The organism is Bacillus sp. HSf4 (assembly GCF_029537375.1).
In the GTDB taxonomy this organism is placed as follows: Bacteria; Bacillota; Bacilli; order Bacillales; family Bacillaceae; genus Bacillus; species Bacillus sonorensis_A.
The window spans coordinates 2,054,528-2,068,487 of record NZ_CP120679.1 but is presented as its reverse complement, the minus strand read 5'-3'; the positions used below and the strand labels follow the sequence as shown (position 1 = coordinate 2,068,487).

Here is a 13,960-nt window from a genome sequence, read left to right as displayed (position 1 = left end):
ATTTTGCATACAGAAGTGTGAATTATATCACTGCCATTTATAGCCTGTCACTCTATACTTGAGCTAACATATAGAAGGAGGATGTTCTATGGACCGGTTTGACTATTTATTATTCTTGAAAAATCTTCCGATGTTTTTCGGGGTGCCCCTCCCCATCGTCAAAAAACTGCTGAAAAACGGAAAGGTGATTGATATCGCCTCATCCCGCCCTTCCCGGTCGTTCCTTCATGCACAAGCCGTCTATTTTGTGTTAAAAGGAGAAGTTCAATTTTCGGACAGAAGGCTTCCGGAGGAAGCCCGCACCATCGCCGAATGGGAAAAGGGCGATGTTTTTCCCATCGACCAAAAGGGAGAGCCGTTTTTATCTCCGTTTATTTCGGTCAAAACCACCGCAGAAACCGCTGTTCTTGAAATTCCTTTTCATATATTCAAAAAAATGATGACCTACAATAAACAGCTGCAAGTGAACTTTCTCATTCTGCTTCAGCAAAATTTATTTTGTTCCTATCAGCTGTTTTTACGCTATCTCCACTCCTCTTCAGAAGACGACGATTGAGAAGGGCGGCCCCCCTTCTCTTCTTTTTTTGAAATGTGATCTACTTAACTTTTTTTCTCCTCTATTTCCGCTACGCTACAGATGAATGCTCTTTAGGAAAGGACAGATCAACCATGATACATTGTGATTTTCAGAAAGCTCCGTTTATCGTCATCTGGGAACTGACAAGAGCTTGTGAGCTGAAGTGCCTTCATTGCCGGGCATCTGCGCAAAATATGCGGGATCCGCGGGAGCTCTCCCTTCAGGAAGGAAAAGAATTGATCGATCAAATCCATGCCATGAACAACCCTCTTTTGGTCCTGACCGGAGGCGACCCATTAATGAGAGAAGATGTTTTCGACATCATTGAGTATGCCGTCCAAAAAGGGGTCCGGATATCCATGACACCGAGCGCGACACCGAATGTCACGAAGGAAGCGATCAAAACCGCCAAAGATCTCGGCTTATCGCGCTGGGCTTTCAGCCTGGACGGACCGAACCGCGAGATCCATGATCATTTTAGGGGGACAGACGGATCTTTTGATTTAACGATGGACGCCATTCGGCACATCCATGCGTTCGGTTTGCCCCTGCAGATCAACACCGTCATTTCAACATATAACATCGATTATTTGGAGGAAATGGCACAGCTGATTGAAGGATTGGATTGCGTGCTGTGGAGCGTCTTTTTCCTTGTTCCGACCGGGCGCGCCAAACGGGAAGACATGATTTCTCCCGTCCAACACGAAAAAGCATTTTTGTGGCTCAGCCGCTTGGCCAAAGAAGCGCCTTTCGATATTAAAACAACAGCGGCTCAGCACTATAGACGGGTCGTGATTCAGCAAAAAATGCGTGAAGCGAAAGATCCCCACATGCAGATCCGCTACGAGCACGCTTTAGAAAAAGGCAAAATCGATGTGATCGGCGGCTTGGGACGCGCTCCTAAGGGCGTGAATGACGGAAATGGCTTTATGTTCATCTCCCATATCGGTGATGTGTATCCGAGCGGACTCCTGCCGGTTCAAGCCGGAAACGTCCGTGAGCAGCCGCTGGCCGATATTTATTGCGAGTCAGCGATCTTTAAAGATCTAAGAAATCCAGACATATTGAAAGGAAAATGCGGTGTCTGCGAATTCCGCCATGTTTGCGGAGGTTCTCGCTCACGGGCATATGCTCTGACAGGTGACTATTTGGAAAGCGACCCGAGCTGCATTTATATTCCGAAAGCATTGCGCTAATCTTTGTGATCTGCGTCACAATTTTCTCCGCCGCCCTGTATTATCGTAAAGACAGTGAGAGATCATCAATTTCAAAAGGATGTGATCCATTCTGAAGAAAACCATTGATCTGAATGAGTCTGTTTATGAACTTTGCACACAGCATCCTGAAATCAAAACCTTGATGAAGGCCGTCGGCTTTGAACATATCACAAAGCCGGGAATGCTTGAAACCGCCGGGCGCATCATGACAATACCTAAGGGCGCGCGGATGAAACAAATTGACCTGACGCTTGTCTTAGACAAATTAAAAGCGCACGGATTTGACCCCGTTTGGAAAGGAGACAAACAATGAGCGAATTCATCAACAACCGGGAAGAACATCGGGAAATGTCAAGCGAAAAAAAACAGCAGCTCAAAGACATCATCATTGACCTTCATAAAGGAAAATCTCTTGAAGTGGTAAAAGAGCGGTTTAAAAAAGCTTTCGGATCTGTCACTGCCGAGGAAATCGCCCAATTGGAGCAGGCGTTAATGAAGGAAGAAGGCATCAAGCCTGAAGAAATCCGGGAGCTCTGTTCCGTCCACGCTTCCGTTTTCAAAGGTTCGATTGACGATATTCACAAACCGGAGGCTGACAAAGAGCCCGGCCATCCTGTTCATACGTTTATAAAGGAAAATAAAGAACTCGATCTTCTGTTGAATTTTAAGATCCAGCTCCATCTCGATCGTTTTGAAAAGGAAGACAATCAGGAAAACATACACAAGCTGATCGGAGACTTACATTTGCTGGCCGATGTCGACAAACATTACAGCAGAAAAGAAAACCTCCTTTTCCCCTACTTAGAAAAGTACGGGATCAACGGGCCGAGTCAAGTGATGTGGGCTGTTGATGATTTCATCCGCAAAAGCATCAAAGAAGCCAAGCGCTTATTGGAACACTACACATCTGATAAAAAAGATGACGTCATTCGCGAGATCGGCTTTATCATCAATGAAGGCACAGAAATGATCTACAAAGAAGAGAATATTCTTCTGCCGATGGCCCTCCGGACATTGACCGAGGATGAATGGCTGAAAATCGCGGCGGAAAGCGATGAAATCGGCTACTGTCTGACAGCCCCCGAAGCCGTCTGGCAGCCTGAACGGCACCAGATCAACATAAATGAAGAAACAGCCAGCGGATATGTCAGACTTCCAACAGGTATTTTATCTGTAACACAGCTTGAACATATGCTGAATCACCTTCCTGTTGACCTCACCTTTATCGATGAAAACGATGTGGTCCGCTACTTTTCCCACGGTAAAGAACGGATTTTTGCAAGGACAAAAGCAGTGATCGGGCGCACCGTCCAAAACTGCCATCCACCGGCAAGCGTTCATATTGTCAACAAGCTTCTCGACGATTTTAAATCGGGCAAAAAAGATGTCGAAGATTTTTGGATCAAGTTTAAAGATAAATATGTTTTCATCCGTTACTTTGCCGTACGCGATGAAAACAACAACTACATCGGCACTTTGGAATTCACGCAAAACATCGCCCCGATCCAGGAGATAACCGGGGAAAAAAGAATTTTAGATACAGGCGAATGAAAACGGCGCCCCAGCCTGCTTTCTTTTCTTAAAGAAGCAGGCTTTTTTAATTCCTCAGTCCCCGCCCCATTTTCACAGGCCGTCCTGAAATTGTGACGAATTCGTGAAATGAAGCAACATTGTGACAAAGTTAACAAGGTGCCGCTTCTCCTCCGTATATAGTGAGGGTAGCAGCACCGACAAAGGAGTGAAACAGTCATGAAAAAAAAGAAAACAAGTCCACTTTTCAGGAGATTAAACTATTTCTCTCCTATAGAACATCATTCTGATCATCACAGCCAAACCACTTATGAAGACCGGGATTGGGAAAATGTATACAGAAATAGATGGCAGCATGATAAAGTGATCCGCTCCACCCACGGGGTGAACTGCACCGGATCCTGCAGCTGGAATATCTACGTTAAAAACGGCATTGTCACATGGGAAGGACAGCGCCTTGATTACCCTTCGACAGGCCCTGATATGCCTGACTTTGAGCCTCGCGGCTGTCCGCGCGGAGCCAGCTTTTCCTGGTATATTTACAGTCCGCTCCGCGTCAAATATCCATATGTCCGCGGCGTGCTGATCCAAATGTGGCGCGAGGCGCTAAAAACTTACAAAAACCCGTTGGAAGCCTGGAAATCGATTGTCGAAAATCCTGAAAAAGCGAAAGCCTATAAACAGGCGCGCGGAAAAGGCGGCTTTGTCCGCGCCGAATGGAGCGAAGTCTTAAAGCTGATTTCCGCTTCCCTTCTATATACAGTCATGAAATACGGACCTGACCGCAATGTCGGATTCTCGCCGATACCAGCTATGTCCATGCTCAGCCATGCGGCAGGCTCTCGCTTTATGTCGCTGATCGGCGGCCCGATGCTGAGCTTCTATGACTGGTATGCCGACCTTCCCCCTGCTTCACCGCAGATTTGGGGAGATCAAACCGACGTTCCCGAAAGCAGCGACTGGTACAACTCCGGCTACATCATGACTTGGGGTTCCAACGTACCGCTGACAAGAACACCTGATGCACACTTTTTGGCCGAAGCCCGCTATAAAGGAGCAAAAGTGATTTCGATCAGCCCGGATTTCGCTGAGTCATCTAAGTTTTCCGATGATTGGCTGAGCATCAGACAAGGAACCGACGGAGCACTGGCCATGGCGATGGGCCATGTCATTCTGCAAGACTTTTATGTCAACCAGAAGACCGAACGTTTTATTGATTATGCAAAACAATATACCGATTTCCCGTTTTTGGTGACTTTGAAAGAGGAAAACGGAACGTTCACAGCAGGCCGCTTCCTCCATGCTAAAGATATCGGGCGTGCGACAGAGCACGATGAATGGAAGCCTGCCGTTTGGGACGAAGACACAGATGGATTTGCGATTCCGCAGGGCACGATGGGCTCCCGCTGGGACGGCCAAGGAAAATGGAACTTGCGCATGGTTGATGAGGATTCAGAAAAACCGATCACACCTCGGCTTTCCATGCTTGGACATGAAGATATGATCGGCACGGTCAACATTCCTTACTTCTCACATGAAGGCAATAAGGTGATCGAAAGACCGCTTCCGATCAAAAAAGTCATCCTGGACGGCGAGGAAGTCTTTGTTTCCACCGTTTTCGACCTGACTCTCGCCAACTATGGCGTCAACCGCGGAATCGGCGGACAGACCCCGGCATCATTTGATGATCCTGAACCATTTACACCGGCTTGGCAAGAGCCGATTACTGGCATTAAAAGTGAAATGGTGATCAAGATCGCAAGGGAATTCGCGCAAAATGCGATTGACACAGAGGGCCGCTCAATGATCATTGTCGGCGCCGGGATTAACCATTGGTTCAATTCAGACACCATTTACAGAGCTGTGCTGAACCTTGTGCTTCTCGTCGGAGCCCAAGGGGTTAACGGAGGCGGCTGGGCCCACTATGTCGGCCAGGAAAAACTCCGTCCGGCCGAAGGATGGCAGACGATCGCGATGGCCAAAGACTGGGGAGGCCCTGCCAAACTGCAAAACGGCACATCCTTCTTCTATTTCGCTACCGACCAGTGGCGCTATGAAGATCAGGAAATCAGCGGGCTCGCTTCCCCAATCGCAAAAACATCGCGCTACAAGCACCATGCTGATTACAATGTGCTGGCGGCAAGACTCGGCTGGCTTCCATCGTATCCGACGTTTGAGAAAAACGGCATCGACTTGTATAAAGAAGCAGAAAAAGCAGGCGCTGAAAACGCTCAGCAAGTCGGAAGCTATATTGCCAGACAGCTTGAAGAGAAAAAGCTCAAGTTTTCGATTGAAGATCCTGACAATGAAAAGAACTTCCCGAGAAACCTATTTGTCTGGAGAGCCAACTTAATCTCGAGCTCCGGCAAAGGTCATGAATATTTTCTGAAGCACTTGCTCGGTACGACAAACGGACTGATGAACGATGATCAGGACAGCATCCGTCCTGAAGAAATCAAATGGCGCGACGAAGCGCCTGAAGGCAAGCTCGACTTATTGATCAATCTCGACTTCAGGATGGCGGGTACCGCTCTGTACTCCGACATTGTGCTCCCTGCGGCCACCTGGTACGAAAAACACGATCTCAGCAGCACGGATATGCATCCGTTCATCCATCCGTTTAACCCGGCCATTTCAGCGCCGTGGGAATCAAAGTCTGACTGGGATATTTTCAAAGCATTAGCAAAAGCGGTTTCCGATCTGGCTGAAGAAGTTGACATGGAACCTGTCAAAGAGGCTGTTGCGACTCCTCTTCTCCATGACACTCCACAAGAAATGGCGCAGCCGCTCGGGAAAATCAAAGACTGGAGCAAAGATGACTGCCCTGCCGTTCCAGGGAAAACAATGCCGCAAATTCACGTCGTGGAACGGGATTACAAGCAGATTTACAATAAGATGACATCGCTCGGGCCGAATGTTGCCAAACAGCCGTTTGGTACGAAAGGTATGAACTGGTCTGTTGAAGCAGAATATGATTCTCTCAAAAAAACGCTCGGCGTCGTAAAAGAAGACACGATCGCCAAAGGCTGTCCTGACATCAGTGATGCAAGACAAGCTGCTGAAGCGGTATTGACCCTCTCTTCCACTTCAAACGGGAAAGTAGCCGTTAAAGCGTGGGAATCGCTTGAAAAAATAACGAATCTTGAGTTGAAAGATTTAGCTGAAGAACGGGAAGAGGAATGCTTCACATTTGAGCAAATTTCAGCTCAGCCGAAAACGGTGATCACCTCCCCTGCTTTCAGCGGTTCTGAAAAAGGCGGACGGCGCTATTCTCCGTTTACGACGAACGTTGAAAAACTGATTCCGTGGAGAACGCTGACCGGCAGACAGTCTTTTTACCTTGATCATGAAATGATGACAGAATTCGGGGAAAACATGGCGACATTCAAACCGATTCTGATCCACCGCCCTTTCGTAAATAAACGGCCTGAGCAAGAAGGGAAAGAAATCGTGTTGAACTATTTAACACCGCATAATAAATGGTCGGTGCACAGCATGTATTTTGATTCCCTGCCGATGCTCACCCTTTTCAGAGGCGGACCGACGGTCTGGATGAATAAAGACGATGCGGAAGAAACCGACATTCAGGACAACGACTGGATCGAGTGTTTTAACCGAAATGGAGTCGTCGTCGCACGGGCCGTGACATCACACCGGATTCCAAAAGGAATGGCGTTTATGCACCATGCCCAAGACCGGCATATCAACGTGCCGGGAACAAAGCTGACGAATAACCGCGGAGGAACCCATAACAGCCCGACCCGCATTCATGTCAAGCCGACGCAGATGATCGGAGGCTACGGACAGCTCAGCTACGGATTCAACTACTACGGGCCGACAGGAAATCAGCGCGACCTCAATGTCGTGATCAGAAAATTGAAGGAGGTCGATTGGCTTGAAGATTAAAGCGCAGATCGGGATGGTCATGAACCTTGACAAATGCATCGGCTGTCATACATGCAGCGTCACATGCAAAAACACTTGGACAAACCGTTCCGGAGCAGAATATATGTACTTCAACAACGTCGAAACAAAACCGGGCATCGGCTACCCGAAACAATGGGAGAACCAGGATAAATACCGAGGCGGCTGGGAGCTGAAAAAAGGCAAGCTGCAGCTCAAATCAGGCGCCAAAACAACACGGCTCATGAATTTATTCTACAACCCGTATCAGCCGACGATCGATGACTACTATGAACCTTGGAATTATGATTATGAAACACTGACAAACAGTCCGGAGAAAAAACACCAGCCTGTTGCACGGCCGAAGTCTTCCATTACGGGAGACTTCATGAACCTTGAATGGGGCCCGAACTGGGAAGATGACCTTGCCGGCGGCCACATTACAGGCCTCCAAGATCCAAACGTCAAAAAAATGGAAGAATCGATCAAGACTGAATTTGAAGACGTCTTTATGATGTATCTGCCAAGGATATGCGAACACTGCATCAATCCGTCGTGCGTCTCCTCCTGTCCGTCAGGCGCGATGTACAAACGCGAAGAAGACGGGATCGTTCTCGTCGATCAAAATGCATGCCGCTCATGGAGGCACTGTGTATCATCATGTCCTTATAAAAAAGTGTATTTCAACTGGCAGACAAACAAGGCGGAAAAATGCACACTGTGCTTCCCTCGTCTCGAAGCCGGACTGCCGACAATCTGCTCTGAGACATGTGTCGGCAGAATCCGCTATCTCGGTGTCATGCTTTATGACGCAGATAAAGTCGAGGAAGCAGCTTCAGCCGAAAATGAAAAAGATTTGTATCACTCACAGCTGGAGATTTTCCTGGATCCGAATGATCCTGCTGTCGCAGAAGAAGCAAAAGCCCAAGGCATTCCGCTGGAGTGGATCGAAGCCGCGCAAAAATCGCCAATCTACAAAATGATCATCGATTGGAAAATCGCCCTGCCGCTGCATCCGGAATACCGGACATTGCCGATGGTATGGTACATTCCTCCGCTCAGTCCGATTATGAATATGTTTGAAGGAAAAGGAACGGCCCAATCAGCTGAGGATATCTTCCCGGCCATTGATGAAATGCGGATTCCGATCGAATATTTGGCCAATCTGCTGACGGCCGGTGATACACACCATATTAGAACGACATTAAAGAAAATGTCTGTGATGCGTATGTACATGCGGGCGACCCAAACGAACAAACAGATCGATTCAGCTCTGATACAAGATACCGGATTGACTGAAGAACAGATTGAAGATATGTACCGTCTGCTTGCAATCGCCAAATACGATGACCGATTTGTCATTCCGCAAACCCATCGCGAAGAAGTCGCAGATCTGTACATGGAACAAGGAAGCTGCGGGTTATCATTTGCCGGAGGACCCGGTTCTTGCCAAACCCTATAAGACTGGAGTGAAGCACAATGGATGCAACAGATAAACAAGCCGTTTTCGCCGCACTTTCCTATCTCCTCTCCTACCCTGATGAACAGTGGAGAAAAGAACGCTCTGAATGGCAAACCATGATCAATCAGATACAGCATCAGCAATTGAAAGAGAAATTGCTTTCATTTATGGAGGAGGCGGCTCTCTATTCTCCGGAAGAGTTGATCGAAACATATGTATACACATTTGATTTCGGCAAAAAAACGAACCTTTATGTCACCTACTTCAATTCCGGAGAACAGCGGGAACGCGGGATTGAGCTCTTGCAGCTGAAAGATTTATATCAGCAATCAGGTTTTCAGCCGACAGAAAAAGAGCTTCCTGACTACCTTCCGCTCATGCTGGAGTTCGCCGCATTGGCCAACCGCGATCAAGCGGCGGCTGTCTTTCAAAAGTATGCGGGGAATCTTGAAGAGCTGAGATTGCAGCTAAGCGAAAATGAAAGCATCTATGCCGCGCTGTTGGACGGATTGTTTATAGGATTGGCGGAAATCGGTGTTGAAAGGACTGTACAGCCATGATCGAACAAATTCTTTGGGTCATTCTCCCCTATATTGTCCTGACGATCTTTATCGGCGGTCATATTTACCGCTACCAGCATGATCAGTTTGGCTGGACGGCCAAATCAAGCGAAATGCTCGAAAAGAAAAAGCTGGCGCTTGGCAGCAGCCTCTTTCATTGGGGAATCTTCTTTGTCATCGGCGGACATGTGATGGGGATTTTAATTCCGGAAAGCTTTTATGAGACAATCGGCGTCTCAGAACATCTTTATCATAAAGTCGCCATCGGTTTCGGACTGCCGGCAGGAATTGCTGCACTATCGGGACTCATCATTCTTGCTTACCGGAGAGTGACTGACAAACGAATCCGGAAAACGAGTTCAGCCGGCGATTTGATCACGTTAGCGGCCTTATTGTTCATGATGATAACCGGCCTTGCGTCAACTTTCCTCAACATCGATTCAAAAGGATTCGACTACAGAACGACAATCGGACCTTGGTTCCGCGGAATCTTCATGTTTAAACCGGATCCCTCGCTTATGGCAAGTGTACCGATCTGGTTTAAAATTCATATCGTCATGGGCTATGTCATATTCATTGTCTGGCCGTTTACGCGGCTTGTCCATGTTTTCAGCATGCCGCTGAAATATTTGACAAGAAGCTATGTCGTCTACAGGAAACGGGCGCCGCGCAAAAGCATGTAAACCATCTCCCTAAAGCCAAAATGGCTTTAGGGATTTTTTTCTCTATAAGGCAAGCTACCCATCTTTTCAGCAAATCATACGATAAAGCAAACAGTTAGAAAGGAGCGTTTTTGCTTGTATCCATACGATTATATATATGACCCGTACCGTCAGCAGTTCCCGCCCGGTCCTCCTCCTGGAGCAGGAGGACCGCAGCAGCAGGTTTTGCCTCCTCCCCCAAGCCAGCTTCCTCAAGACACCGGCGGCCCTTCGGTTTTTGCCGTTGACCCTGGAGGAATCAGAAGATGCCTGTTCAGATTTACGTACATCCGTTTAAGGAACGGCGCCCGCTTTTGGTTTTACCCGGTTTTTCTCGGTAGGCGTTCGATCGCAGGCTACCGCTGGAGGCCGCGGCAGTTCCGCTGGGTGTACTTCGGGATTGACCTGAATGAAATCACATCTTTCAGCTGCCAATAAGAAAAAGGCGTCATCTACAAGACGCCTTTTTCATCTTTTATTTTGATTTAAGTGTTTCCTTCTCATCTTCCCAAGCCTCTGTATTCTTCAGCCCCGGTATAGAGCTCGCTTTAAAGACCGGATTCTTCCCTTCTTTACACTGTGCTGTATAATCCTTGAGCACTTTGGCCGCGATTCCTGACAGGAGGAGAATCGCGATCAGGTTGATGATGGCCATTAAGCCCATGAATAAATCGGCCATGTCCCATACGAGCTGAAAGCCGGAGACGGATCCGAAAATCACCATTGCGACAACTGCCGCGCGATAAACGGCAAGCGCCGTTTTGCTCTTTTTAATAAATTCGATATTTGTTTCACCATAGTAGTAGTTCCCGACGATTGAGCTGAAAGCGAACAGGAAAATCGCCACGGCGACAAACGCAGGCGCCCAGCTTCCGATATGATGCTGCATCGCTGCTTGTGTAATCTGAATGCCGTCAAGCTCTTTGCCCGGCGTCAAATTGAACAAAAGGATCATAAAGGCTGTCGCACTGCAGATGACAATCGTATCAAAGAATACACCGAGCGTTTGGATAAAGCCTTGTTTTGCGGGGTGAGACACATTGGCAGTCGCCGCCGCGTTCGGCGCGCTTCCCATTCCGGCTTCATTTGAAAATAAACCGCGCTTGGCACCGATGATGATGAGCGATCCCAAGGTACCCCCTGCGATCTGTTCGATGCCAAACGCATCCTTCACGATCATGGCAAAGACAGCCGGCAGCTGCGAAATGTTCGTCAGTACGACGTAAAGAGCCAAGGCAAGATAAATGATGGCCATGACGGGAACAATTAATTGCGTGACTGTTACAACCCGTTTCAAGCCGCCGAAAATAATAAATCCGGTCAATACCGCAAGAACAATTCCGACCGTTGTTTTATCAAGGTTGAAAGCCCCTTCCATGGAGCCGACGATCGTATTGGCTTGCACCGCATTAAAGATCAAGCCGAATGTAATCGTAATTAAAACGGCAAAGATAATGCCCATCCATCTGGCGCCGAGCGCTTTTTCCATGTAATAAGCCGGACCGCCGCGGAAATGATCGCCGTCCTTTACTTTATAGACTTGGGCCAATGTGCTCTCGACAAAGCTTGATGCCATCCCTACAAGAGCGACAACCCACATCCAAAAGACCGCTCCGGGTCCGCCGGTCGCAACAGCCAGCGCCACACCGGTCAGGTTTCCCGTTCCTACCCGCGAAGCTGCTGAGATAAAGAAAGCCTGCAAAGACGAAACGCCTTGCCCTTTCTCTTCTTTTTGGCCGACAATACGAAACATCTCAAAGAAATAACGAAATTGGACAAATCTCAGTTTAAAAGTAAAATACAGTCCTATACCTATTAATATATAGACTAAATAAGTCCAAATAAAACCGCTTGGGACATTAATAATTTCGCTTAAAATTTCTTCCATAGCACCCTCCTGCAACAAACTGATTTTGATGTTAAGTTTCCTAACATGATAGGATTATATCATAATCATGACGCAAGCAAAACTAGATAGAATTTTCTGTTTTTTAACCCTGTATATTTATGGCGTCATCATTACTTTAGTCCCGATTCTCATTATAACAGAGATACACGTGTAATCATATATAAAAAAGCGCTTTCATTGTGATGGTCCTCGAAAAACCAAGGAATTTGTCAACAAATAAAGCAAAACTGTCACAAAAAAATCATCTTTTATTATCTAATAAAATATGTTAAGATTATGAGACGTTAAGGGGATGAGATCTGATGAAAAAGACATTGTTACTGCAATTGTCTATGTTCTTTTTAGTCATTGCGAGCCTTCATTCGTTCTCAATGCCCCAGATGCCGGCAAATCATCATGTACAAAAAGCCGCAGTTTCAGGCGATGAGCTTCACGAACTGTCAATCGGCAAGCATGGTGAGGAAAAGGCTAAATCATTATGGAATTCACTCGGGTTTCGAATTGAATTCATACTGCTCTTAATCTTAGCTGCCGCTACCAGTCAAGTTTACATTCTGAACCGGCGGAAAGAACATCTGAAGGCATTTATGCTCGCAGTTTTCTATCACTCTTCTTATTTCGATAAAGCGCATGTTCTAAAACCATAACCATACTAAAACAGGAGGTTTTTAAACATGTTATTTATCATAAGAATGGTGATTATCGGGCTCTTTTCATTGACAGCTTTAAACTTGTTTGTATTTCAAGGAATTGAATTCATGCACGCGATTACAGATCTGTTTAATCGCCAGGACAGCTGAATGATATTTGCAGTGCCCCAAAAAGTTAGACAATAAAATTTCATGAAACAGTTTGATTGGCATGAGTCCGGCATTGCACGGATTCATGCCTTTTCATTTGCTCTTCATCCGTTTAGTGATTGAACTGAATCGCTGTTTTATAGTGGAACATCCCTTTTATAGTCTGACACACAGTTTTTCGCCTCCTTTAAAAACTATTAAATTTTTTCGAAAAATTTTAAACATCTTTTCGACAAATGCCGCGGCTTTACTTCAAATCTACACATATAAGATATAATACTCCTGTACCAATTACTTATAGAAAGAAGATGTTCATATGAGTAAAGTATCTGAAAAAATTGCTTTTGTTACCGGCGGCGGCCAAGGAATTGGTGAAGCAATCTGCAAACGCTTGGCAGAGGACGGATTCGCTGTTGCAGTTGCTGATTATAATGAAGAAACTGCAACACAAGTTGCTGAGGACATTAACAAGCTTAACGGCAAAGCAATCGCGGTTAAAGTAGATGTTGCTGATCGTGATGATGTTTTTAAAGCTGTCGATGAAACAGTAAAACGTCTTGGCGGTCTTGATGTGGTGATCAATAATGCAGGTCTTGGACCAACCACCCCTATTGAAAGCATTACATATGAAGATTATCGGAAAGTCTATGATGTTAATGTTGGCGGTACTTATTGGGGAATACAAGCAGCTGTAAAAGCCTTCAAAGAACTTGGACACGGCGGGAAAATCATTAATGCTTCTTCTCAAGCCGGTCAAGTCGGCAATCCGGGCTTAGCCGTTTACGGCGGAACAAAGTTCGCTGTTCGCGGTATCACCCAAACGGCAGCAAAAGATCTAGCTGAATTAGGCATTACTGTAAACGCCTTTTGTCCGGGTATCGTAAAAACGCCGATGATGATGGACATTGCACAGCAAACCGCTCATGAAGCAGGCAAGCCATTTGAATGGGGATTGGAGCAATTCTCTCAAAATATTGCATTAAAACGCTTATCCAAACCGGAAGATGTAGCGGCATGCGTTTCCTACCTTGCAGGACCAGATTCAGATTATATGACTGGTCAAGCACTTATCATCGATGGCGGGATGGTGTTCAATTAAGGTTAAAACAACCTGCACGGATCAGCTGAACGAATGTCTTCACTCTGAACCATATATTAAGTAATAACGTAAAAAGAGGCTGGGACATAACCAGCCTGAAATACTCAAAAAGAGTCGGATGATCAAAAAACGATCTCCGGCTCTTTTTGATGGTTGATTTTATTTTTTAAATTCCTCACTAAAATGCCAAGGAGGCAATGTT

The 13,960-nt window shown here is 46.5% G+C and carries 13 protein-coding genes; 12 read left to right on the top strand and 1 reads right to left on the bottom strand.

Features of this window, described 5'->3' with window-relative positions; translation table 11 throughout:
* The first annotated feature begins 88 nt into the window (after nt 1-88).
* The 9 genes from P3X63_RS10610 (at nt 89) to P3X63_RS10570 (ending at nt 10,388) form a co-directional block, all read left to right on the top strand.
* Entirely contained in the window at nt 89-556 is a 468-nt protein-coding gene (locus P3X63_RS10610) for a cyclic nucleotide-binding domain-containing protein (RefSeq protein ID WP_277692827.1), read from the top strand.
* Between the two features lie 113 nt (nt 557-669).
* A complete protein-coding gene (locus P3X63_RS10605) occupies nt 670-1,773 on the top strand; it encodes a TIGR04053 family radical SAM/SPASM domain-containing protein (protein WP_077736705.1) in 1,104 nt (367 codons plus the stop codon).
* Nucleotides 1,774-1,864: 91 nt separating this feature from the next.
* Entirely contained in the window at nt 1,865-2,107 is a 243-nt protein-coding gene (locus tag P3X63_RS10600; protein WP_026587267.1) for a DUF1858 domain-containing protein, read from the top strand.
* Nucleotides 2,104-3,345: a DUF438 domain-containing protein gene (locus P3X63_RS10595; protein WP_277692826.1), complete on the top strand. Its 1,242-nt coding sequence runs from the start codon at nt 2,104-2,106 to the stop codon at nt 3,343-3,345. The genes P3X63_RS10600 and P3X63_RS10595 overlap by 4 nt, the downstream gene beginning before the upstream one ends.
* 198 nt (nt 3,346-3,543) lie before the next feature.
* Nucleotides 3,544-7,230 (top strand): nitrate reductase subunit alpha, encoded by a 3,687-nt coding sequence (locus P3X63_RS10590; protein WP_026587265.1) that lies wholly within the window; start codon nt 3,544-3,546, stop codon nt 7,228-7,230.
* A complete protein-coding gene (gene narH, locus P3X63_RS10585) occupies nt 7,220-8,689 on the top strand; it encodes a nitrate reductase subunit beta (protein ID WP_026587264.1) in 1,470 nt (489 codons plus the stop codon). Before P3X63_RS10590 ends, narH begins: the two co-directional genes overlap by 11 nt.
* A 17-nt stretch (nt 8,690-8,706) precedes the next feature.
* On the top strand, nt 8,707-9,249 hold the full coding sequence (gene narJ, locus P3X63_RS10580) for a nitrate reductase molybdenum cofactor assembly chaperone (RefSeq protein WP_077736709.1): 543 nt from the start codon (nt 8,707-8,709) through the stop codon (nt 9,247-9,249).
* A complete protein-coding gene (gene narI, locus P3X63_RS10575; RefSeq protein WP_026587262.1) occupies nt 9,246-9,932 on the top strand; it encodes a respiratory nitrate reductase subunit gamma in 687 nt (228 codons plus the stop codon). Before narJ ends, narI begins: the two co-directional genes overlap by 4 nt.
* 114 nt (nt 9,933-10,046) lie before the next feature.
* Nucleotides 10,047-10,388: a hypothetical protein gene (locus P3X63_RS10570; RefSeq protein WP_026587261.1), complete on the top strand. Its 342-nt coding sequence runs from the start codon at nt 10,047-10,049 to the stop codon at nt 10,386-10,388.
* A 37-nt stretch (nt 10,389-10,425) separates the two neighbouring features.
* Here the strand turns inward: P3X63_RS10570 and P3X63_RS10565 are convergent, their stop codons facing one another.
* Entirely contained in the window at nt 10,426-11,838 is a 1,413-nt protein-coding gene (locus P3X63_RS10565; protein ID WP_277692825.1) for an alanine/glycine:cation symporter family protein, read from the bottom strand.
* Nucleotides 11,839-12,161: 323 nt separating this feature from the next.
* Here P3X63_RS10565 and P3X63_RS10560 point away from each other — a divergent pair, with 323 nt between their 5' ends.
* The 3 genes from P3X63_RS10560 (at nt 12,162) to P3X63_RS10550 (ending at nt 13,758) form a co-directional block, all read left to right on the top strand.
* Nucleotides 12,162-12,506, top strand: coding sequence for a hypothetical protein (locus P3X63_RS10560; protein WP_026587259.1), 345 nt, complete (start codon nt 12,162-12,164; stop codon nt 12,504-12,506).
* Nucleotides 12,507-12,533: 27 nt separating this feature from the next.
* Nucleotides 12,534-12,659: a hypothetical protein gene (locus tag P3X63_RS10555; protein WP_256860391.1), complete on the top strand. Its 126-nt coding sequence runs from the start codon at nt 12,534-12,536 to the stop codon at nt 12,657-12,659.
* Between the two features lie 316 nt (nt 12,660-12,975).
* Nucleotides 12,976-13,758: a (S)-acetoin forming diacetyl reductase gene (locus P3X63_RS10550; protein ID WP_077736710.1), complete on the top strand. Its 783-nt coding sequence runs from the start codon at nt 12,976-12,978 to the stop codon at nt 13,756-13,758.
* The last annotated feature ends 202 nt before the right edge of the window (nt 13,759-13,960 follow it).

What these genes read in the sequence shown, in the direction of transcription:
- P3X63_RS10610 (WP_277692827.1), top strand. Translation starts at nt 89, where the DNA reads ATGGACCGGTTTGACTATTTATTATTCTTGAAAAATCTTCCGATGTTT.
- P3X63_RS10605 (WP_077736705.1), top strand. Translation starts at nt 670, where the DNA reads ATGATACATTGTGATTTTCAGAAAGCTCCGTTTATCGTCATCTGGGAA.
- P3X63_RS10595 (WP_277692826.1), top strand. Translation starts at nt 2,104, where the DNA reads ATGAGCGAATTCATCAACAACCGGGAAGAACATCGGGAAATGTCAAGC.
- P3X63_RS10590 (WP_026587265.1), top strand. Translation starts at nt 3,544, where the DNA reads ATGAAAAAAAAGAAAACAAGTCCACTTTTCAGGAGATTAAACTATTTC.
- narJ (WP_077736709.1), top strand. Translation starts at nt 8,707, where the DNA reads ATGGATGCAACAGATAAACAAGCCGTTTTCGCCGCACTTTCCTATCTC.
- narI (WP_026587262.1), top strand. Translation starts at nt 9,246, where the DNA reads ATGATCGAACAAATTCTTTGGGTCATTCTCCCCTATATTGTCCTGACG.
- P3X63_RS10565 (WP_277692825.1), bottom strand. Translation starts at nt 11,838, where the DNA reads ATGGAAGAAATTTTAAGCGAAATTATTAATGTCCCAAGCGGTTTTATT.
- P3X63_RS10560 (WP_026587259.1), top strand. Translation starts at nt 12,162, where the DNA reads ATGAAAAAGACATTGTTACTGCAATTGTCTATGTTCTTTTTAGTCATT.
- P3X63_RS10555 (WP_256860391.1), top strand. Translation starts at nt 12,534, where the DNA reads ATGTTATTTATCATAAGAATGGTGATTATCGGGCTCTTTTCATTGACA.
- P3X63_RS10550 (WP_077736710.1), top strand. Translation starts at nt 12,976, where the DNA reads ATGAGTAAAGTATCTGAAAAAATTGCTTTTGTTACCGGCGGCGGCCAA.